The organism is uncultured Bacteroides sp. (assembly GCF_958445495.1).
In the GTDB taxonomy this organism is placed as follows: domain Bacteria; phylum Bacteroidota; class Bacteroidia; order Bacteroidales; family Bacteroidaceae; genus Bacteroides.
The window spans coordinates 19,572-41,165 of sequence record NZ_CAUCSQ010000007.1 but is presented as its reverse complement, the minus strand read 5'-3'; the positions used below and the strand labels follow the sequence as shown (position 1 = coordinate 41,165).

The following is a 21,594-nucleotide window of genomic DNA, read 5'->3' as shown; positions in this document are numbered from 1 at the left end:
GGATTACAACCGGTAAGAGACCGTCCTTTCTTCGGGCGAGTCAATCCAGAGCCGCCACACTCCTTCCGAAACCTTTTCGGGAGTCCCGATATTCGCTTCGGGCCGCCGGCGGCTTCGGAAAGTAAGATAGCCTTTGCCTTCCGTGGCTTTCACCCGGATTGTTTTCTTATCCATGTAAACGCGGATGTCGCCGTTCGGGGTGGGTACGCTGCCTTCCATCCACTTCAACCCGCCCAGTACCGGACTGACGGCGAATTCCTTATAGCCTTCCTTCACCGGTTTTACTCCCAGGTAATACTTGCCCAGCAGGTAGATAGGACTTGCTCCCCACGCATGGCACAAGCTTTTTCCGTAAGGACGCCCGTACATGGCAAGATGTTGCGTCCCGCTTTCTTCCGGGTTGTATTTCTCCCAGAAAGAAGTGGCGCCTTCTTTCAGCATTCCTCCCCAATAGGCTTTCATCTCTTTCATCACGGCTTCCTGTTCGCCCAGAGCGCAAAGCGCCTCCAATTCATAGAAACGCATGTAGGGAGTCGTGATTTTCAGGATACTGTCGTTCAGAAGGACCGACCGTTTGATTGCCTGCCGTTTGTCCGCGTCCAGATATTGGAAGAACACGGAAAACATGTTCGCGTAGCGGGTCACTGCCTCGCTCTGCTTGCCGTCCACGCGATTATGCACGAACGCCTGTTTCCGGTCATTCCAGAAAACCGGCTCCAGCTTCGCTTTCAAGGCGGCGGCAAGGCGTTCGTACTTCTTCCTGCCGTCCGCGTCATCGACCAGTTCCGCGCACAGTGCCATCGTCTCCAGGCTCCTGCAGAATAAGACCTGCTCGAAAGAGAGTTCGCCTTTCTTGTCCAGATAACCGTCCGCCCAGTCCACAAATACCCAGTCGCCGCTCATTCCTTCCACCATGCCGTTCTTGTTCGTACGTCCCAGCACATAGTCCATCATGGTCTGCATGCGGGGATACAGTTGGCGGACGAAGCGGCGGTCGCCGGTGTACATATAATAGTCATATACGCTAAGGAACCAATAGAAGGTGTAATCCATAATCGTATTGCTGTGGCTGGTTACGGGGTCTTTCCCCCGAAGCAGCCAGATAGTGCGTTTCACGGACTCGCTGTCGAAGAAAAGGTAATAATTCATCAGATAGCTCTGAATGGCGTCGCCGCTCCACACCCAACGGTCACGTTTGATGCCGTCAATGAAAAACTCGCGGGTGGTGAGATGCATGGTATAGGCGCCGACTTCCCAGATACGGTTCAGCTCTTCGTCATTACAACGGAAACTGCCGCGGTATTCTTCGGGAAGATACTCGTATTGCATGGACACCTCTCCCATCCGCACGCCCGGTTCATGGGTGATGTAGACATAGCGGAACGCCTTGCTGTTCTCCAGGGTATATTCATTATCGGGACCTTCCAGGGGAGAAGTGCGGCGTACAGCCAAGTCCGTCACCTGTCCCGGCTCCAACAGCAGCTTGTCCAACGTTTCGCAATACGCCTTATCCCTGGCTTCTTCCGGGCTTTCCCCGTAATAAATGTCAATCGCCCCTTTTCCCGAAAGATTTTTCAGCGTGATAAACCCGAATGTCTCTTTCCCGAAATCGTAGAGCGTTCCTCCTTCGGGCTGCACTGTCCCGGAGACGGGTTGCTGCGGCTTGCGCATCAGCCTGAACCGGGAAGGGAGTTGGCTGGCTTCGTTGAAGTTCCAGCATCCGGCGTCCGCATAGACGGTGGCGGATGTGTCGCTCGCCTTGCCGCTCTCGTCAATCCATTCCTTGTCTTCGTAAGTCACACGCCAGGAAGAGTCGGAGCAGACGGTCTTTCCTTTCACATAAATCGCGGGAGGGGTGGCCTGGTTCCACACTTTGATATTCAGGTTGTGTTTCCCCGCCGGAAGTCGCACGGTTTCCGGCATGCCGAACTGGAGTTTTCCGTCCAGCTTGACATTGTATTTCCCTTCGGCGGCGATAAAAATCTCTTCCGGTTCGGAAAGATTCAGTTGTTTGCTGAATTCCACGACGACATAATGGCTGTCGGTCTTCCAGAAAGGCGGAAAAAACGCGCCGCGTTCCGTACGCCGGTTGTTCATCCGGTTACCCAACCAGATTTCATAATCTCCCGGATACCATATCCAGGTCTGGGCGAGAGCGCTCCCTGCCAATGACAGGGCGCCGAGTAATATCATATATTTCTTTTTCATTGTTCTTCCTGTTGTTAAGAAACTGCGTTGCAAGGATTAATCCGTTCCACAGATGTTGTCGTTGCGTTCCACATCTGTTTCCCTTCCGTTCCACAATTGTTATCCTTTCGTTCCATATCTGTGGAACGAACCGCGCACCGCAGTCAAGTTATCTGTCTGTTACTACCGGATGTCCCGCAGATGCTTATATTCCGCTTCCAGTCCCGCACGCTCACGAACGGCGGCGTCCACTTCCGGGCCGTTGTTTTCCCATACGTTTCCGGGCCCGTTGGCATTCTGCAGGAATTTCCGTCCTTCCGTCCAGTTGTCACGCACGGTAATGAAAGAAGAGCCTTCGTCGGTATAAAGGTAAAACCAGTGGTTCGGGTCGTGCGCGTATCCCGGCCTGTAAATGCTGTGCACGCAATTTTCCGTGACATAGCTTTTGGGCTGGGAACCGAGCGTATAAATCCCCGCCACGTCATACATGTGTTTCGCATAATGATGGACCAGATTGGCATGCACCCTGTTATTGCGCATGCAATTCACCGTCTGCGTCCATCCCCAACCGAGGCTGATGCCGCTATAAGGCACTTCGCAGATTTCATTATGTTCTATGGTTATGTCGCTCACATAGCCTGCCGCTATGGCGAGGCATCCCCAGTCTTCGTTGCCGACTCCGGTAAAATAGCAGTTGCCGATTCGCTGGTGCGAACAGACTTCCCGGCGGTCGGCGGGTTCGTAGGGCAGATGCGTCTCATGGGCGGCCGGGGAAAAACTGCCTACCAGCAGCCCGTTGCCGGCAATGTCCCGGAACAGGCAACCGCGGACCGTGCCGCCCAGCGCCGCTTCTTCGTAATCCAGCCCGGTAGAGCCCAAATGTTCGAACCGGCAACCTTCAAAGTCAATCCGGTTGGCGGCAACAATCCGGACGGCTGCCGCGGGACGTCCCAACCAGCCCTGATTGTCCAGCGGATGGTTCAGGTAGTTTCTCTGCATCTTGGGCTCTATCCGGTAGCCGTCCGTGAGGTACATGCCTGCCTGGAGCGGCACGTGTCCTTTTTCGGAAGGACGCATCCAGGTAGTGTGGGAGAAAGTGATTTCCTCAAAACGGATGTCGGAGACAGGGCGGTCCGGCGTGCCTTTCACCTCTACCAGCGTTTCGACAGCCGGAACGACGGCTTCCGTATCATCGGAACGCATGTCCTCTCCTTCCCTTGGGTAATAGTAGAGTTTCCGCGTATTCAGGTCATGATACCACTCTCCCGGAACATCCAGCAGTTCACGGGCGTTTGTCAGATAGAAAGCGGAGTTGTGCCCGTCCGCCGTCACCATCGGGCGCGGCCAGGGACGCTCGAATTGAATCCGGCTTTCCGGCCGGTGGAAACGCACCGCCGCGCTATCTCCCCGAATCTCGACAGAACGGATACGCAGATTCGCCACACACCACATCTGATGGAGCACCATCTCGGCATATCCCGCCTTGAGGCCCCCCTTATTATTTACAAGCGGACGCACCGCTTCGGCAGGGACGTAAAGAATCTCGTTCCTCTCGTCCACGCTGCAAATACGGTTCATCTTCTCGAAATCTTCTACATCACGGGCGCGGACGGCTTTCCTCCCGTTTATCCACAGTTGCCGGAAATCCAGCGGGCGCCCGTTGAACAGCGGGACATCCGCCACCCAGAGTTTTCCGTTCTTTTTCCATCCCCTGATGCGTACGCCTCCGCTCAACACCGCCTCTTCACCGGGAACCGGACGAATCACCGTAGGCGAATCCTCGCTCCCGCTGTCTTCCGGACGGATAAAGACCGGCTCGTACAACGCATACACTCCTCCTTCCAGATAGACGGTGATACCTCCCCGGACACGTTCGTCTCCCGTCCGGCGCCATTCCCTCGCCTGCCGCAAAGCGGAAGCCAGGGTGGCTTTGGGCGATTGCCGCGTACCGTCATTAAAGTCGTTCCCTCTTGGGGAAACCCATAACTCGCTTGCCGCAAGGATAGAGTTTACGGCAAACAGCGAGCAAACTATCATCAAACGTTTTCCCACCATACCTCTCATCTCGTTAACGGCATCCAGACTGTCATTTCTCCTTTTCCCCTGTTTCCCCACGCATAATAGGGAATCAGGCGGATATCCACCGTTTTTCCGGCTTGCGCCACCGGACGGTAGAGCACTCCTTCCCAAGACGCGGAGGACGCCAGGCGGGCTTGCCCTTCAAGGGCTACGACGGAGCTGCCTCCGACCGTCATTTTCTTAGGGGTGAGCTTGATATCGGCGGGAATCAGCACATTGTCTATCTTCTCCCCGTTCGCGATATCCATACTTTCCAGGCAGTAGACCAACGGCCCCCGTTTCACCGCTACCTGATTGCGTATCTCTTCCGCCAGCGGATGCGCCTCAAGCAAACGGACGGGCATGTCCATCTCCAGCTCCACCGTATCCCCCTTTTTCCAGGCGCGGTTTATCTCCGTATATGTATTGGGGCGGGCATGCACCTGCACCGGAACGCCGTTTACTTTCAGCTCCGCTTTTTCACACCATTCCGGAATGCGTAGGAACAGGGAGAACGTACCCGCTTTGCGGGGGACTTTATCCAATGTCAGCCGCACGCCGCCTTCCCAGGGATAGTCCGTCTCCTGTGTCAGGGCTATCTCTCCTTTGCCTTCCCAATCCGTTGCCAGCGTATTTGCACCGTACAGGTTGCAGTAGATTCCTTCCGGGCTCAATGTGTAGGCATAATTCTGTGCCTGGCAAAGCGTACGCAGCGTATTGGGCGGGCAACAGAAACAACTGATATATTCCGTCCGTTCTTTCGGCCAGCGGAGCGTATAGGGCAGGTCGGCGCTGATACGGAGCGGATTGGTATAGAAATATTTCTTCCCGTCCAGGCTGATACCGCTCAATATGCTGTTGTAGAGGCAGGTTTCCACGAGGTCGGCATATTTGGCGTCTCCGGTCACCTCCAGCATACGCCAGTTGAAAAGCATATTGCCGATATTGGCACATGTTTCGTTATGCGCCGTGCTGTTCGGCAACTGATAGGGGCGCCCGTAGCTTTGGTGCACTTTCTGGATGCTGTCCGGCTCATAACACGTTCCGTCCGGGGAAGTGCCGTCGTAGAGGGCGCCGCAAGCACCGGTCACATACATCTTTCTGGTCACGATGTCATTCCAGATGCTTGTCAGGTTTTTCATCAACTGCTGTTCGCCGGTTTCCGCATACACGTCCGCCACTCCCGCATAGAGGTAGTTGGCGCGTACCGCATGTCCCATAGCGCGGTACTGCTCACGGAAGGGGATGCGGTCCTGGTTGTCGTCCGTACCGTTCTCCACCATTCCGCGGATGTCAATCAGGTTTTTCGACAACTCCAGGTAACGGGGATTTCCCGTGGCACGGTACATCTCCACCACTCCCATGTAATGGGAAGGGCAGATGGCGTTACGGGCCAGCTCCGCGGAAGCGGTCTCATAAAAATGGCAGAGAAAATCCGCCGCTTTCACGGCAGCGTCGAAAAGGGTGGTTTTCCCGGTGGCCCGACGGTGGACGATACCCGCCATCATCAGGTGTCCCAGATTATAGGTCTCAAAATTCAGGCGGTTGGCAAAAGCTCCTTTTTCATCTTCACCGCCCACTTTCGTGCCAATCACGGTCTGTTTCTGCGTGCCCTCCGGCGCATGGCTGTCAATCCCCTTGTTGAGTTCCTCTATGATGACGGGTGTATGTATGTAACCGTCCGCCCGCTGGGCTTTTACGACACAGGAGATAAAACGGTCCATCAGCTCGTCCAGTCCGGGGTCTTTATTGACGGCGTAAACGGAGGCTACGCCTTCCATCCATTTATACATGTCTCCGTCATGGAACGGGGGACCCCAATGTTCGCCTTTGCACAAGCCGGCGGCAATCTCGAAGTTACGGAAACCGTGGGAGATTTCCGGAGTGTTCCAGGTATTCCACATGCTTTGCAAGGAGGTACGGCTAAATACGTCAAACCGTTCTCCCCAAAAACCGCCGGTCCAGCGCACGGCGTCAATTCCCGTATTCGCCATTTTCGCAAAACGGCTCCGGCTCATGTCCGTCAGCCCGTTGCTTTGAGCGAACGCTCCCGCAACGGAAGCGGAAGCCAAAAGTAGTAACAGCTTTATCTGTTTCATTAATATGGATAATTTTAAATTACACGATATCTTTATGAAAAGACGTGATTATCCGTATTTTGTACTCAATAAAGCCCGGCAAGAGCATTCCGGCTACTTCAACCGATGATGCTCTTGATGTAGTCCGTCGGACATACGCGGTAGAAATCCTTGAATTTCTTCCCGAAATACTTGGCGTCGCAATATCCCAGCATGGTTGCAATCTCGGAAATGCTGAACTGCCGGGAAGCCAGCAGTTTCAACGCCTTGTCCATTTTAAACGAATAGATGTAGTCTTCCGGAGATTTCCCGGTGACTTCCCTCATTTTGCTGTAAAAGGAAGTGCGGCTCATTCCGACATCCGCACTCAATTTCCGTATCGTGTATTTGTCGGTCGTGAGGTTCGTTTCCAGCATTTCATTGACTTTTTCGAGAAACGCCCGGCCTTCGTTCTCATTTTCTTCCTTTACCGGTATCACCGGGGAAATGGCGTCTGACAGGAATATTTTTATCCGTTCTCTCAGGAAGGCGTGGTTTTCGATAAGCATGCGTATGTCCGCCCTGAATTTGCAGATGCTTTCCGTCCTCAACTCCAGCCGGTCTGCCCCGCTTCCAAGATGGGACAGGTAACTTTCATTGTCGGCGGACCTTATCAGAAGAACTGTCGGCATATCTCCCGCCGCTTTATCGGCTTTGATTTGGAAACAGAGCGAATCGCCGCTTATGCCGTTCACCGTATCGTCAATGATAACCGCATCGGGATTCTGGCGGATAACGGTGGTTAACAGCAAATCGGGATTTTCGAGAGTTGAAATCCGGAAATACCTCGACAGGGATTTCTTCAGATAACCGCTGAACAGCTCGTCCGCCATTACCAGCAGGAGATGGGGAACGTCTTTCATTGCGGACGGCTGTTCCCCGCCTTTACGAATCCGGAAGGATTTGCCGGCGTGTTCCGCCGCTGACGCCTCTGCCCGTTTATTGACGGGACACGAACGGTTTCCGCAACGGCGGTCCGCCGGTATGGCAATCTGGAAGGTGACAGCTTTGCCATGCCGGTGGCCGGTGATTTTACCGCCGTGCAAACGAATTATCTTCCGCACGGTCCATAAATTCCCGTAACCGTACACGGGAAACATGACAGGTATGAGCGGGAACTTTTTTCCGGGCTTCTCCCCTGCCGCCCCGTGATTGCTTATACGCAGTTTCCAGGAATCCGCGGCATGCATGATGTCGATTGATATCGAACATCCCGAATCGGTAATCAGAATCATCCTGTTCAGAAGATGCTGGAGCGCCGCAGTCATTATATTCTCATTGATTTTGCAGCTCACGCATTCCGGACACTGGCAGACTGCCAGGCGTATCCGGCGGGCACTGGCGTACGCCTTACACTGGTTGACGACGGAATTGATATAGGAAGACAGTTCCAGATGGACCGTCGATGCCTTGGAGTTCAGCTTATCGTCAACCCTGTCGAGCGTCACGACGTTCCGGTTGCAGTCTATGATACATTCGGTATATCTCAACGCTTCTTCTACTTTTCGGGAAACGGATTCGGGAAGGCTGACGTCTTTGAGGTCTTCCAGTTGGTTGCGCAACAACGACAACGGCGTATCTATCGTATGAAGCATGTTCATGGCGATTTTAAATTTTTCTCTGGATTGCAGACGGCCGGCATATTCCGCCCAGAAATAAGTGAACAGAAAGATGAACAGCCCAATACTGAAACTTTCTACGGGAACCGCATATCCCAGCAATGACATATCGGACAAAATTACATCAACAGCCTGTTCACTGTCCGCCAGGACGGCTTCAGCTTCTAAAGGAAGTAAAGCCTGAAAACTAAATAATACACTCAGGAGGTAATTGGTCATACTAAATATCGGATTTGATTAATATTTACATTTTTACAAGATACGTTAAATGATTATTTAACGCTCTGAAATCCGGTACAAGTATAAACTTTTCAATAATCACAAGAGAGGTGATATTCAACAAAAACAATGGGTGTTTTTTATCAAAAGCAGCAACAATAGCACTTATTACACAAAAATCAAAAGCGTGTCCATAAAGTTATATCCTTCTTTGACAAACAGATTATTGTAAATTATGTTCATTAAATAGACACTTTCTTCCGACCGGGTGTCACCCTGCCCGTCCGATAAAATAAAAAAATTGACATACTGATTGCTTTTCATTACTCCGGAATATCAAAAAGAGGGTGTGGAATTTCATTCCGGAGAAGATGAATTTCCAGTCCGGGAGTCGGCTATATCCCCGTCAGCCATAAAAAAAACCGCATCACACTCCGTTTGAAGTGCACCCCAAAAGTTGGACACAAAACTTTTGGGGTGCACTTCATTTGAGTAATGATACGGTTCTATTCCGTTTACCTGTTGTTACACTCCGTAACTTTTCCGAGTGCCCGGTTTAATCCCGGCGCTCTCTTGCATATCCTGTCCGGAACTCCTTATTCCAAACACTCGTCGAGGTCGCGAATCAGTTGTTCCTTATCCAAATGTTGTCCGATAAAAACTATTTTCTGCATGCGGTCTCCGTATTGCTCGTCCCAGTCTCTCATTAATCCCGGTTCCTGCCGCATGAGTTCCGCCAAATCTTCTTCGGGCGCCGTAGCATACCACAGGCCGGCTTCCCTCAGTTGCTTTTGCATGCCTGCCTGCTCGAAGAGGTATGACATGTCGCGGTTATGGCTGAAATAGCAGACTCCTTTGGCGCGAATGATGTTGCGGGGCCATTTGGTAGCGACGAACCGGTCGAATTTATGAATGTCAAAAGCCGGGCGGCGATAATAAACGAAGGTCCCGATGCCGTATTCTTCCACTTCTCCGCCTTCATGGTGATGATGGTGGTGATGGTGTTCATGCTCATGTTCGTGTTCATGTTCATGCTCGTGATTATGCTCGTGCTCGTGTTCACGGTGGTGTTCGCACTCGTGCCCGTGTTCATGCTTATGCCCGTCTTTTTCGTCTTCGTCATGGAGGTGACGCGCCTTCGCTTCTTTCTCTTCCTCATCGGTTACCTGCCGCTCTATCCCGCGGACCCATCCGGCGGAAGTGGCGACACGTTCGAAATTGAACATTCCGGTGTGGATTATCTTGTCCAAATCCACATCGGCATAATTGCATTCTATGATTTCGGCTCCGGGCTGCAAGGTGCGGACAATCCGTTTGATACGTTCCAGTTCTTCCGGTTTCACCTCCGCCGCCTTGTTCAGCAGGATGATGTTGCAAAACTCAATCTGCTGGATAATGAGGTTCTCGATATCTTCCTCGCCGATATTCTTGCGGGCCAGGTCGTCGCCGCAGGCGAACTCGCTCTGCAAACGCAAGGCGTCCACAACGGTAACGATGCTGTCCAGACGGCAAATGCCGTACTTCGTATAGGCGCCTCCCATCCGGGGAATGGAACAAATGGTCTGTGCGATGGGTTCCGGCTCGCAAATGCCGCTGGCTTCAATGACGATATAGTCAAAATGCTCCATCTTCATCAAATCAAAGATTTGTTCTATCAAATCCATTTTCAGCGTACAGCAGATGCAACCGTTCTGAAGAGCGACCAGGCTCTCGTCTTTCTTGCCGACAATACCGCCTTTCTGGATGAGGTCGGCGTCAATATTGACTTCGCCGATGTCATTGACTATGACGGCAAACTTAATGCCGCGTTCATTAGACAGGATATGGTTTACCAGAGTTGTTTTTCCACTGCCCAGATAACCGGTCAGGAGCAGTACCGGAATTTCTTTTGTCTTCATATTTATTCGGGTTTGTTCTATAATAAATCCAATCCCCGGATAACACCCTGAGAAGATGCTGTCCGGGAATCATTGCCTGATACGAAATTTATTTGCCGGAAATCTGTTTTTCCCTGCCCGACTTGTTTACGACAGGCGGATTTCCCTTATACTCGATGTCTCCGCTACCGCCGGCTTTCGCATCCAGCCGTTCGGAAGCGTAACAGCTTATGTCGCCCGAACCCGCCACGGTAGCGGTCACTTTTGCGGCAACCAGCTTTTCCGCCTCGATGTCTCCGGAACCGCTCACTGCCAACGCCGCATTCCGGGCGCTTCCTTTTATACTTACGTCGCCGGAACCTTTCACATTTACGTCCACGTCCGCCGCTTTCACATTTTTCAGGCTGATATCGCCGCTTCCTTTTATCCGGGCGGAGAGTTCCTCATATTCCAGGCAGTCTGCGTCAATATCTCCCGAACCTCTCACATTCAACAGCAAATCAGTCCCCTTGAGAGAGCCTTTCAGGGATACGTCCGCCGAGCCTTTGATTTCCACCCGGTTCAATGCCGGAGAGGATGCCATGACTTTCAACCTGCGTTCGCCGCCCTTTATCCTGACACCACTTTTCATTTTCACCTGGAGCACTCCGTCCGCCACTGTTATTTCCGTCAAATCCACCAGGTTGTCCGAACCGTAAACGGAGACAGAGCAATTGCCGGAACTTCCGCTCTGGCGATATTCCACATCCGTACTGCCCAATACGCTGACAGCATTGAAATTACCGATGTCCTTCACTTCCTTTGTGACATACTTCTTGCTGGGAGTAACACTTTGCGCCCGTATCCCCGCCACGCACAAGAACAAAAACACAATCCACACAGATGTGGCCTTTAATTTTTCCATAATGCCTTTTTGTTTATTATTCGGATGGCAAATATACTTCATAAATTTCAATTTACAAGAAACAGCGATTCCTGAAATGAGAAACATTTGTACCGGGAAACTTCCGTGACGGCACAAACGCTCTTCTCCCCAACCAATTTCACCGGCGATTTGTTCACCGGACAAGACCGCCCCACGGTGAATTTTAAAATTATTTGTTATTTCAGCGGCCGTCACCGTCCCGTCCGGCTTCCCGGCAGGACGGCATTCTTTTTCAATTCCTTTCCCATTTTGCGGACGACGGACGGGCCGGAATAGATGAACGCCGAATAGATTTGCACCAGATTCGCTCCCTGTGAAATCATATCGGCGGCATCCTCGACGGTCATCACCCCGCCCGCCCCGATAATCAGAAAGCGGCTGCCGGCATGCTCGGACAGGTAACGTACCGCTTTGAGGGATTTCTTGCCGATTCCCCGTCCGCTGACGCCGCCGCTGCCGATTTGCGCCAACCGTTCCGCTCCCGTGCGGCGCAACTCCGTACGTTCCGTCGTGGGTCCGGTAGCGATAAACCCTTCTATGGAATATCGGCGGGCAAGGGCAATCACCGTATCCAGCGTTTTTTCTTCGATATCTGCCGGCAGCTTGATGAAAATGCTGCGTTTCCTGTCCGCCGCCCGACGGATATCCGTCAGGCTCTCCAACACTTCCTCAAAGGCTTCCGGCTCTATGCTGCCCCAGTTTAAAGTAAAATAATCGACCCAATCGTACAAACGGGTGAAGACCAGCTCAAAATCTCTGGTAATCTGTGCTCCTGCGGAATGAGGATTCCTGTTGATATTCACTCCCAGCACGTAGGAGTGTTTCCGATACTTCCTGATGCGTTCCAGAACAGCGTCTACGCCTGAATTGTTGAAACCGGTACGCGAAATCAGCGATTCGTCTTCCACCAGCCTGAAAATGCGGGGCGAAGGATTTCCCGCCTGGCAGTCGGGGGTCACCGTACCCAGTTCCAGAAAGCCGAACCCGAAATCCGCCAGCTCGTCAAAAACGTCCGCATTCTTGTCGAATCCGGCAGACAGCCCGATTCGGTTCCCGAACCGGAGGTCTCCGAACCGGAACGGTTCAGGAACTTTGCAGAAGCTCCGGACGCAGGCCCGTACCGGAAGCAGGTGACGGTAAAATTTCAGCCAGCCGACAAGTATCCGGTGCGCTTTTTCCGGCTCTATGCGGAACAACAAGGGTTTAATGATTGAATTATACATATCCGATTGTCTGTTTAGTTAGTAATCAAATGAATCCGTGCCAAGGGGCGCCCGCCTGTATCGTTTCAGCGCGTACCGATTCGCACGCACAAAGTAAGCCCTTTTCCGGCGGATATGGAAGTTCGTTTTTTTTATGCCCGATAACTTTTAATTATTCCCCGTTTCTTGCCGGCCGTACAATGGGTACAAAAATCACCTTCAACCGTCCTTTTACAAAAGTATAAAAGCAATTTGGACAAGATGAATAAAAGAAGATTAATCGGATATCTGTTTGTAATGGTATCTGCGGGCTGTATTCATGCGCAGGGGGAGAATGTACCCGCACAGGAATACAAGCTGTGGTACGACCGCCCCGCACAGGTGTGGACAGAGGCTCTGCCTTTGGGAAACGGCCGCCTGGGGGCTATGGTGTACGGGACACCGGGTACGGAACAAATCCAACTGAACGAAGAAACCATCTGGGCGGGGCGTCCCAACAACAACGCCAACCCGGACGCACGGGAATACATCCCGAAAGTGCGGGAACTCGTATTTGCCGGGAAATACCGGGAAGCGCAAGACCTCGCTACGGAAAAGGTCATGGCGAAGACGAATTCGGGCATGCCCTACCAGACGTTCGGCGATTTGCGAATCGCTTTTCCCGGACACACCCGTTATTCCGGTTATTACCGGGAGCTGAGCCTGGATTCGGCACGTGCCATCGTCCGTTATGAAGTGGACGGCGTGCAGTACCGGCGCGAGACAATCACCTCATTCACCGACCAGGCGGTGATAGTCCGGCTGACTGCCAGCCGTCCCGGACAAATCACGTTCAACGCCCAGCTCACCTCTCCCCACCAGGACGTGACGGTCGCTTCCGAAGAGGGGAACCGCGTGACCCTTTCCGGAGTCTCCTCCTTGCATGAGGGACTGAAAGGGAAAGTCGAATTCCAAGGAAAGCTGAGCGCCAAGAACATCGGAGGCAGGATTTCATGTACCGACGGAGTTCTTTCCGTCGAGAAAGCGGACGAGGCAATCCTTTATGTGTCTATCGCCACCAACTTCAACAATTACCGGGATATCACCGGCAACCAGAAAGAACGCGCCGAAGCATTCCTGGCTAAAGCAATGGCGCGCCCGTTTGAAGAAGCCAGGAAAGAACATACGGCTTTCTACCGGAAATATCTGACCAGGGTCTCCCTGGATTTGGGGGAAGACCGGTATAAAGACGTGCCGACCGACAAACGCATCGAAAATTTCAAGAATACCGGCGACGCATACCTGGTCGCCACTTATTTCCAGTTCGGGCGTTACCTGCTCATCTGTTCTTCCCAGCCGGGCGGGCAACCCGCCAACCTGCAGGGCATCTGGAACGACAAGCTGTTCCCATCGTGGGACAGCAAATATACCTGCAACATCAATCTGGAAATGAATTACTGGCCTTCGGAAGTCACGAACCTGAGCGAACTGAACGAGCCTCTTTTCCGGTTGATAAAGGAGGTCAGCGAGACAGGGAAGGAAACGGCCGGAATCATGTACGGCGCCAACGGATGGGTGCTGCACCACAATACGGATATATGGCGCATCACAGGGGCGGTGGACAAGGCTCCTTCCGGCATGTGGCCGAGCGGAGGGGCGTGGCTTTGCCGCCATCTCTGGGAACGTTATCTGTACACTGGGGATAAAGAGTTCCTGCGGGAGGTTTACCCGATATTAAAGGAGGCGGGACGTTTCTTCGACGAGATTATGGTGAAAGAGCCCGTACACGGCTGGCTGGTAGTCTGTCCGAGCAATTCGCCGGAAAACGTGCATTCGGGCAGCAACGGGAAAGCGACTACGGCTGCCGGATGCACGATGGACAACCAACTGATTTTCGACTTGTGGACATCCGTCATCTCCGCTTCCCGGATTCTGGACACGGACAAGGAATTCGCCGCCCGCCTGGAACAACGCCTCAAAGAAATGGCTCCCATGCAGGTAGGCCGCTGGGGACAACTGCAGGAATGGATGTTCGACTGGGACAATCCGGACGATACGCACCGCCACGTCTCGCATCTGTACGGCCTATTCCCAAGTAACCAGATTTCCCCTTACCGCACGCCCGAACTGTTCGACGCCGCGCGCACGTCCCTGATTCACCGGGGCGACCCATCCACGGGATGGAGCATGGGATGGAAAGTGTGCCTCTGGGCACGGCTGCTCGACGGAGACCACGCCTACAAACTGATAACCGACCAACTGACCCTCGTACGCAACGAAAAGAAAAAAGGCGGGACTTATCCGAACCTGTTCGACGCGCACCCGCCTTTCCAGATTGACGGGAACTTCGGCTGCACGGCGGGAATCGTCGAGATGCTGATGCAGAGCCATGACGGTTTCATTTACCTGTTGCCGGCACTGCCCGCCGTATGGAAAGAGGGTTCCGTCAAAGGAATCGTTGCCCGCGGAGGGTTCGAGCTCGATTTGAGCTGGAAAGACGGGAAAGTGAGCCGCCTGGTCGTAAAATCCCGCAAAGGCGGAAACTGCCGCCTGCGTTCGCTCACCCCATTGAAGGGGAAAAGGCTGAAACCCGCCAAAGGCATGAACCCGAATCCTCTTTATGCGGTTCCCGCCGTCCCCGAACCGTTGGTTAACGGGGAAACGCGCCCGGATAAGGCGGAAATCGCGGATACTTACTTATACGACCTGCCCACCCAGGCAGGACATGAATATGTGTTGACCGGAAAATAATAACCCGACGATATATGAACAGAAATTTACTCAAGACGATTGTCTGCTGCTGGGCTGCCTGCCTTTTCTCCTGCACGGCCCCTCAAAAGACAGAGACAGAAAAATGGAGCGAACGCATGGCGCGTTCCGAGATGAAACGCTTCCCCGAACCCTGGATGATTGAAAAAGCCAAGAAGCCCCGCTGGGGATACACGCACGGGCTCGTGGTGAAATCCATGCTGGAAGAATGGAAACATACCGGAGACAGCACGTATTACGGTTACGCCAAAATCTACGCCGACAGCCTGATTGATGCGGACGGGCGTATCAAGACCATGAAATACCTGTCGTTCAATATCGACAACGTCAACGCCGGCAAGATTCTTTTCGACCTCTACGCGCAGACGGGAGACCGGCGTTACAAGACCGCGATGGATACCTTGCGCAAACAAATGGCGGAACAGCCCCGCACGAGCGAAGGGGGATTCTGGCACAAACTGAGATATCCCCACCAGATGTGGTTGGACGGGATTTTCATGGCTTCCCCGTATCTGGCGCAATACGGAGCGGTTTTCAACGAGCCGGCTCTGTTTGACGAAGCCGTAAAGCAGATTCTCCTGATAAAGAGCAAGACTTATCATCCAGAAACGGGACTTTATTACCACGGCTGGGACGAAAGCCGCAAACAGAAATGGGCGAATCCCGAAACGGGCTGTTCTCCCAATTTCTGGAGCCGCAGCATCGGCTGGTACGGAGCCGCCATTGTAGACGTGCTGGATTTTCTCCCCCAAGAGACCGCCGGACGCGACAGCGTAATCCGGATTCTCCGGAATCTGGCAGAGACATTGATGAAATACCAGGACCCCCGGTCGGGCACATGGTATCAGGTGACCGACCAAGGAGCGCGTGAAGGGAACTATCCGGAGTCTTCGGCGACCGCCTTGTTTGTCTATACGCTTGCCAAAGCCGTCAACAAGGGATACATCGGCAACGAATACGCCGCATACGTCCGGAAAGCCTTTGACGGGATGATTAAGACATTCATCCGCCCTGAGGAAGACGGCAGTTACACGATTACCAATTGTTGCGCGGTTGCCGGTCTGGGCGGAGATTCCAAGAGATACCGCGACGGCTCGTTTGAATATTACGTCAGCGAACCGGTCATTGAGAACGACCCCAAGTCGGTAGGTTCATTTATCCTCGCCGCCATCGAATATGAGAAGATGACGGCGGAATGAGGATGCCTTCCGCACGATATTTCCCGGATTAAACTACGGATAACCAATTAAAAAAACGATAAAGTACAATGAGAACATTCAAAATTCTTCCTCTTCTGTTGCTGTCGCTCGCACTGACCGTTCCGGCGACGGCGCAGAAAAAACAAAAGACATACATCCCCTGGGACAACGGCAAACTCGTCGTTTCCGAAGAGGGACGTTATCTGAAACACGAAAACGGCACTCCTTTTTTCTGGTTGGGAGAAACCGGATGGCTGCTGCCCGAACGCCTCAATCGGGACGAAGCCGAATATTACCTGGAGCAGTGCAAACGCCGCGGATATAATGTGGTTCAAGTGCAGACGCTGAACAATGTCCCCTCCATGAATATTTACGGGCAGTATTCGATGATTGACGGATATAACTTCAAAAACATCGACCGGAAAGGAGTCTACGGTTATTGGGACCACATGGATTACATCATCCGCACGGCAGCCAAGAAAGGAATATACATCGGTATGGTCTGCATCTGGGGAAGCCCGGTGAGCCGCGGCGAGATGACCGTGGAGCAGGCGAAGCTGTACGGCAAATTCCTGGCGGAGCGTTACAAGGACGACCCGAACATTATCTGGTTCATCGGCGGCGACATCCGCGGGGATGTGAAAACGGCGGAATGGGAAGCGCTGGCCACTTCCATCAAGGCAATCGACAAGAATCACCTGATGACGTTCCACCCGCGCGGAAGGACAACCTCCGCCACTTGGTTCAACGATGCTTCCTGGCTGGACTTTAACATGTTCCAAAGCGGACACCGCCGTTACGGGCAACGTTTCGGCGACGGCGACTACCCCATCGAGGAAAATACGGAAGAAGACAACTGGCGTTTCGTAGAACGCAGCCTGGCAATGAAACCGATGAAGCCTGTCATAGACGGCGAACCCGTTTACGAAGAAATCCCCCACGGGCTGCATGATGAGAACGAATTGCTCTGGAAAGATTACGATGTGCGCCGATATGCGTACTGGTCCGTATTTGCCGGCTCTTTCGGGCATACTTACGGCCATAACTCCATCATGCAGTTCATCAAACCGGGAGTGGGCGGCGCCTACGGGGCTAAAAAGCCCTGGTATGAGGCTCTGGATGCTCCGGGCTACAACCAGATGAAATACCTGAAAAACCTGATGCTGGCCTTTCCGTTTTTCGAGCGTGTGCCCGATCAGTCAATCATCGCGGGGCAGAACGGCGAACGTTATGACCGCGCCATCGCGACACGCGGCAACGATTACCTCCTGGTGTACAACTATACCGGACGACCGATGGAAATCGACTTCAACAAAATCAGCGGCGAGAAGAAAAACGCCTGGTGGTACACGACCAAAGACGGCAAACTGGAGTACATCGGGGAGTTCGGCAACGGCGTGCACAAATTCCAGCATGACAGCGGTTACAGCAGCGGGAACGACCACGTCCTGATTGTGGTGGACAGCAGCAAAGAGTATATAAACAAAGACTGGACAGAGTTACCTTCCCGTTAAATTGTCACCTTTTTATCAAAATGACGTTCATGAATAAAAAAATACTGGCATTGTCATTCTTCTCCCTCCTGCTTCTTGCGGGTCCGTTGCATGCGGCAACAGGCATCACCGACCTGCGGACGGAGCGGTTGAAGAATCCGTCGGGTATCGACGTACGCCAACCCCGGCTGGGCTGGCGCATCGAATCGGACGAGCAGGATGTGGTGCAGACGGCGTACCACATTCTTGTCGCATCTTCCCCGGAGCTATTGGCGCAAGGGAAAGGAGACTGCTGGGATTCGGGAAAAACGGAAACCGGCGACTCCCAATGGATTGCTTACGGGGGAAAAGCCCTGAAACGGAACACTCCCTATTATTGGAAAGTGAAAGTGTACACCAACAAAGGCGAAACGGACTGGAGCAGCCCAGCTTCCTGGAGCACGGGACTGTTTAACGAAGCGGACTGGCAAGGGCAATGGATAGGTCTGGACCGCGCCGCTCCCGGCGACAGCGAGACACAATGGAGCCGCCTTGCCGCCCGTTACCTGCGGAAAGAGTTTACCTTGGCGAAGAAGGTGGAACGCGCCACCGTGCATATTGCCGGAATGGGGCTGTACGAGCTGTTCGTCAACGGGCAGCGCATCGGCGCCCAGGTATTGGCGCCCGCCCCTACCGACTATCGGAAAACAATCTTGTACAACACTTACGACGTAACCCCGATGCTTCGGAAGGAGAACGCAATCGGCGTTACTTTGGGAAACGGCCGTTTCTATACGATGCGCCAGAACTACAAGCCCTACAAGATACCGACCTTCGGTTATCCCAAGCTGCGCCTGAACCTGATTATCGAATATGCCGACGGGAGCCGGGAAACAATCGTTTCGAACACTTCCTGGAAACTGACTACCGAGGGTCCCGTACGCAGCAACAATGAGTATGACGGCGAGGAGTACGACGCACGCAAGGAACTGGGCGACTGGACTCTGGCGGGATATGACGACAAAGAGTGGATGCCCGCCCAACGTGTCGGCATCCCTTCGGGAACCTTGCGGGCACAGATGATGCCCGGCATGAAGGTTACGGAGACGCTCAAACCCGTTTCCGTCAAGAAGCTCGGCGACAAATACATACTGGACATCGGCCAGAACATGGCAGGGTGGATACGGTTCCGTATCAAAGGACAGGCGGGAGACAGCATCCGCCTCCGTTTTGCGGAGGGGCTGGAGCCCGACGGCGGGATTTACACCAGAAACTTCCGCGACGCCCGCTCGACAGATGTGTACGTAGTCAGCGGACGTGAGGCGGAAAACGCTACTTGGGCGCCGCGCTTCGTTTACCACGGGTTCCGTTATGTAGAGGTCAGCGGCTATCCGGATGCGAAGGCGGAAGATTTCACAGCCGAAGTGGTGGAAGACGAGATGGAGCACACGGGTTCTTTCAAGTGTTCCGACGAAACCCTGAACCGGATTGTCCGCAACGCTTTCTGGGGAATCCGGAGCAATTATAAAGGTATGCCGGTAGACTGTCCGCAGCGCAACGAACGCCAGCCCTGGCTAGGCGACCGCACGATGGGCTGCTGGGGGGAAAGCATGCTTTTCGACAATTACGCGATGTATGCCAAATGGACGCGCGACATCCGCGAATCGCAACGTGAAGACGGCTGCATCCCCGATGTGGCTCCGGCATTCTGGAATTATTATTCGGACAACGTGACCTGGCCGGCCGCCTTGCCGATGGCATGCGACATGCTTTTCACCCATTTCGGGGACATCCGTCCGATAAAGGAGAATTATCCGGCCATCAAGAAATGGCTGTCCCATATCCGTGAATATTATATGACGGAGGATTATATCATCACCAAAGACAAATACGGTGACTGGTGCGTGCCTCCCGAATCGCCGGAACTGATACACAGCAAAGACCCCGCCCGCAAAACGGACGGCACTCTTATCGCTACCGCCTATTACCTGAAAATCCTGCAACTGATGCACCGCTTCGCCAGCCTGCAAGGGCTGAAAGCCGATGCGGAAGAATGGGAGGATTTGGAACACCGGATGAAAGACGCATTCAATGCGCGTTTCCTGCACGTGAAAGAGGGGACTTCCCCCGTGCCGGGGCATACCTTGTATCCGGACAGCATTTTCTACGGCAACAATACGGTGACCGCCAATATCCTGCCGCTCGCCTTCGGCCTCGTTCCCAAGAACTACGTCAAGGAAGTAGCGAAGAATGCGGTCGCTTCCATCATTACCGCCAACAAAGGGCACATCAGTACGGGAGTCATCGGGGTACAATGGCTGCTGCGCGAATTGACCCGCCGCGGCCATGCGGATGTGGCTTACCTGCTGGCTACCAACAAGACGTATCCTTCCTGGGGATATATGGTGGAAAAAGGAGCCACCACCATCTGGGAATTGTGGAACGGAGACACCGCCAGACCGGAGATGAACAGCGGCAATCACGTCATGCTGTTAGGCGACCTGCTCCCCTGGTGTTTCAATAACCTGGCGGGTATCCGCGCCGACCGTTGGAAAACGGGCTACAGGCACATTGTTTTCCAGCCGGCTTTCGAAATCCAGGAATTGAGCAGCGTGGATGCATCTTACAACAGCATCTACGGCAAGATAAGCAGCCGTTGGAACAAGACTCCGACGCACCTGGAATGGGACATCGAACTTCCCGCCAATACGACAGGAGAAGTACATCTGCCCGACGGAAGGAAAGAAAAGGTCGGTTCGGGCAAGCATCATTTCAGCGTGGACATCCCTACCCGCGACGCGGCAATTCTCAGCGACGAGTTTTTATACGAGAAAGCTTCTTTCCCCGAATGCCACGGGGCGACGGTCGCGGAATTAAAGAACGGTGATTTGGTAGCCGCTTTTTTCGGCGGTACTAAAGAACGCAATCCGGACTGTTGCATCTGGGTCTGCCGCAAGCCTAAAGGGGCTAAGGAATGGAGCGCTCCCCAACTTGCCGCCGACGGCGTATTTTCATTAAAAGACCCGCAGGCTGCCTTGGCAGGCATTGACTCGGCAAGTACTCCCGTGACGGATGCGAAAGGGAAGCTGATTGCCCGACGGAAAGCTTGCTGGAACCCGGTGCTTTTCCAGATACCGGGAGGAGAGCTGCTCCTGTTCTATAAAATAGGTCTGAAAGTCAGCGACTGGTCGGGATGGCTTGTCCGTTCCCGCGACGGGGGAAAGACGTGGAGCAAGCGCGAACCGCTTCCCGAAGGTTTCCTAGGCCCTATCAAAAACAAGCCGGAATACGTCAACGGGCGCATCATCTGCCCTTCCAGCACGGAAGGCGGCAAGGGATGGCGCGTTCATTTCGAGATTTCCGACGACCGGGGAAAAACATGGAAGATGGTGGGCCCGCTGGATGCGGAACTGTCCGTTCCCACCCAGAACCGTAAAAAGGGAGGAATCAATACGGACGACCCGGAAGGCGGAGAGGCCATTGAGGGAGAGGGCGCAAAACCTGTCTACGCAATACAACCGAGTATCCTGAAACATAAGGACGGAAGGCTGCAAGTGCTCTGCCGCACGCGGAATGCGAAGATAGCCACCGCCTGGAGCAACGACAACGGAAACACCTGGAGCAAGGTGACGCTCCTGGACGTCCCGAACAACAATTCGGGGACGGATGCCGTTACGTTGGACGACGGTCGCCATGTGCTTATCTACAACCGTTTTTCCACGTTGCCCGGCACACCGAAGGGTCCCCGCACTCCTCTCTGCATCGCGGTTTCGGAAGACGGGATTCACTGGAAACCCGTGCTTACCCTGGAGGACAGCCCGATTAGCCAGTATTCTTATCCGAGCATCATCCAAGGGAAAGACGGCAAATTGCATGCTGTCTATACCTGGCGCCGCCAACGGGTCAAATACGCGGAAATAGACCCGGCGAAGTTCCGGTAAGGCATCTGCCCGGTCATTGATAACGAATCG

Annotated in this window: 11 protein-coding genes; 4 read left to right on the top strand and 7 right to left on the bottom strand. The window is 53.5% G+C overall.

Features of this window, described 5'->3' with window-relative positions:
- Positions 1-3: 3 nt before the first annotated feature.
- The 7 genes from Q5076_RS03940 to Q5076_RS03910 all read right to left on the bottom strand — a co-directional run bounded on the left by Q5076_RS03940 (position 4) and on the right by Q5076_RS03910 (position 12,225).
- Complete coding sequence (locus tag Q5076_RS03940) at positions 4-2,208, bottom strand: alpha-L-rhamnosidase C-terminal domain-containing protein (RefSeq protein ID WP_303010998.1); 2,205 nt, start codon at positions 2,206-2,208, stop codon at positions 4-6.
- A 162-nt stretch (positions 2,209-2,370) separates the two neighbouring features.
- A complete protein-coding gene (locus Q5076_RS03935; protein ID WP_303011087.1) occupies positions 2,371-4,224 on the bottom strand; it encodes a right-handed parallel beta-helix repeat-containing protein in 1,854 nt (617 codons plus the stop codon).
- A 23-nt stretch (positions 4,225-4,247) separates the two neighbouring features.
- Positions 4,248-6,344, bottom strand: a complete 2,097-nt coding sequence (locus tag Q5076_RS03930; RefSeq protein WP_303010996.1) for a glycoside hydrolase family 127 protein — start codon at positions 6,342-6,344, stop codon at positions 4,248-4,250.
- Between the two features lie 98 nt (positions 6,345-6,442).
- Complete coding sequence (locus Q5076_RS03925; protein ID WP_303010993.1) at positions 6,443-8,200, bottom strand: helix-turn-helix domain-containing protein; 1,758 nt, start codon at positions 8,198-8,200, stop codon at positions 6,443-6,445.
- A 596-nt stretch (positions 8,201-8,796) separates the two neighbouring features.
- Positions 8,797-10,098, bottom strand: a complete 1,302-nt coding sequence (locus Q5076_RS03920) for a GTP-binding protein (protein WP_303010992.1) — start codon at positions 10,096-10,098, stop codon at positions 8,797-8,799.
- Positions 10,099-10,186: 88 nt separating this feature from the next.
- On the bottom strand, positions 10,187-10,981 hold the full coding sequence (locus Q5076_RS03915) for a head GIN domain-containing protein (protein WP_303010990.1): 795 nt from the start codon (positions 10,979-10,981) through the stop codon (positions 10,187-10,189).
- A 212-nt stretch (positions 10,982-11,193) separates the two neighbouring features.
- Positions 11,194-12,225: a quinone-dependent dihydroorotate dehydrogenase gene (locus Q5076_RS03910; protein WP_303010989.1), complete on the bottom strand. Its 1,032-nt coding sequence runs from the start codon at positions 12,223-12,225 to the stop codon at positions 11,194-11,196.
- Between the two features lie 240 nt (positions 12,226-12,465).
- On the opposite strand from Q5076_RS03910, the gene Q5076_RS03905 reads away from it, so the two are divergent.
- The 4 genes from Q5076_RS03905 (at position 12,466) to Q5076_RS03890 (ending at position 21,564) form a co-directional block, all read left to right on the top strand.
- Entirely contained in the window at positions 12,466-14,934 is a 2,469-nt protein-coding gene (locus tag Q5076_RS03905) for a glycoside hydrolase N-terminal domain-containing protein (RefSeq protein ID WP_303010988.1), read from the top strand.
- A gap of 14 nt (positions 14,935-14,948) precedes the next feature.
- Complete coding sequence (locus tag Q5076_RS03900) at positions 14,949-16,151, top strand: glycoside hydrolase family 105 protein (RefSeq protein ID WP_303010986.1); 1,203 nt, start codon at positions 14,949-14,951, stop codon at positions 16,149-16,151.
- Between the two features lie 68 nt (positions 16,152-16,219).
- A complete protein-coding gene (locus Q5076_RS03895) occupies positions 16,220-17,665 on the top strand; it encodes a glycoside hydrolase family 140 protein (protein WP_303010984.1) in 1,446 nt (481 codons plus the stop codon).
- Positions 17,666-17,694: 29 nt separating this feature from the next.
- Positions 17,695-21,564, top strand: coding sequence for a family 78 glycoside hydrolase catalytic domain (locus Q5076_RS03890; RefSeq protein ID WP_303010982.1), 3,870 nt, complete (start codon positions 17,695-17,697; stop codon positions 21,562-21,564).
- The last annotated feature ends 30 nt before the right edge of the window (positions 21,565-21,594 follow it).

Coding starts and splice junctions, on each gene's coding strand:
- Q5076_RS03910 (WP_303010989.1), bottom strand. CDS start 12,225: ATGTATAATTCAATCATTAAACCCTTGTTGTTCCGCATAGAGCCGGAA.
- Q5076_RS03895 (WP_303010984.1), top strand. CDS start 16,220: ATGAGAACATTCAAAATTCTTCCTCTTCTGTTGCTGTCGCTCGCACTG.
- Q5076_RS03940 (WP_303010998.1), bottom strand. CDS start 2,208: ATGAAAAAGAAATATATGATATTACTCGGCGCCCTGTCATTGGCAGGG.
- Q5076_RS03935 (WP_303011087.1), bottom strand. CDS start 4,224: ATGATAGTTTGCTCGCTGTTTGCCGTAAACTCTATCCTTGCGGCAAGC.
- Q5076_RS03925 (WP_303010993.1), bottom strand. CDS start 8,200: ATGACCAATTACCTCCTGAGTGTATTATTTAGTTTTCAGGCTTTACTT.
- Q5076_RS03915 (WP_303010990.1), bottom strand. CDS start 10,981: ATGGAAAAATTAAAGGCCACATCTGTGTGGATTGTGTTTTTGTTCTTG.
- Q5076_RS03890 (WP_303010982.1), top strand. CDS start 17,695: ATGAATAAAAAAATACTGGCATTGTCATTCTTCTCCCTCCTGCTTCTT.
- Q5076_RS03900 (WP_303010986.1), top strand. CDS start 14,949: ATGAACAGAAATTTACTCAAGACGATTGTCTGCTGCTGGGCTGCCTGC.
- Q5076_RS03920 (WP_303010992.1), bottom strand. CDS start 10,098: ATGAAGACAAAAGAAATTCCGGTACTGCTCCTGACCGGTTATCTGGGC.
- Q5076_RS03905 (WP_303010988.1), top strand. CDS start 12,466: ATGAATAAAAGAAGATTAATCGGATATCTGTTTGTAATGGTATCTGCG.
- Q5076_RS03930 (WP_303010996.1), bottom strand. CDS start 6,344: ATGAAACAGATAAAGCTGTTACTACTTTTGGCTTCCGCTTCCGTTGCG.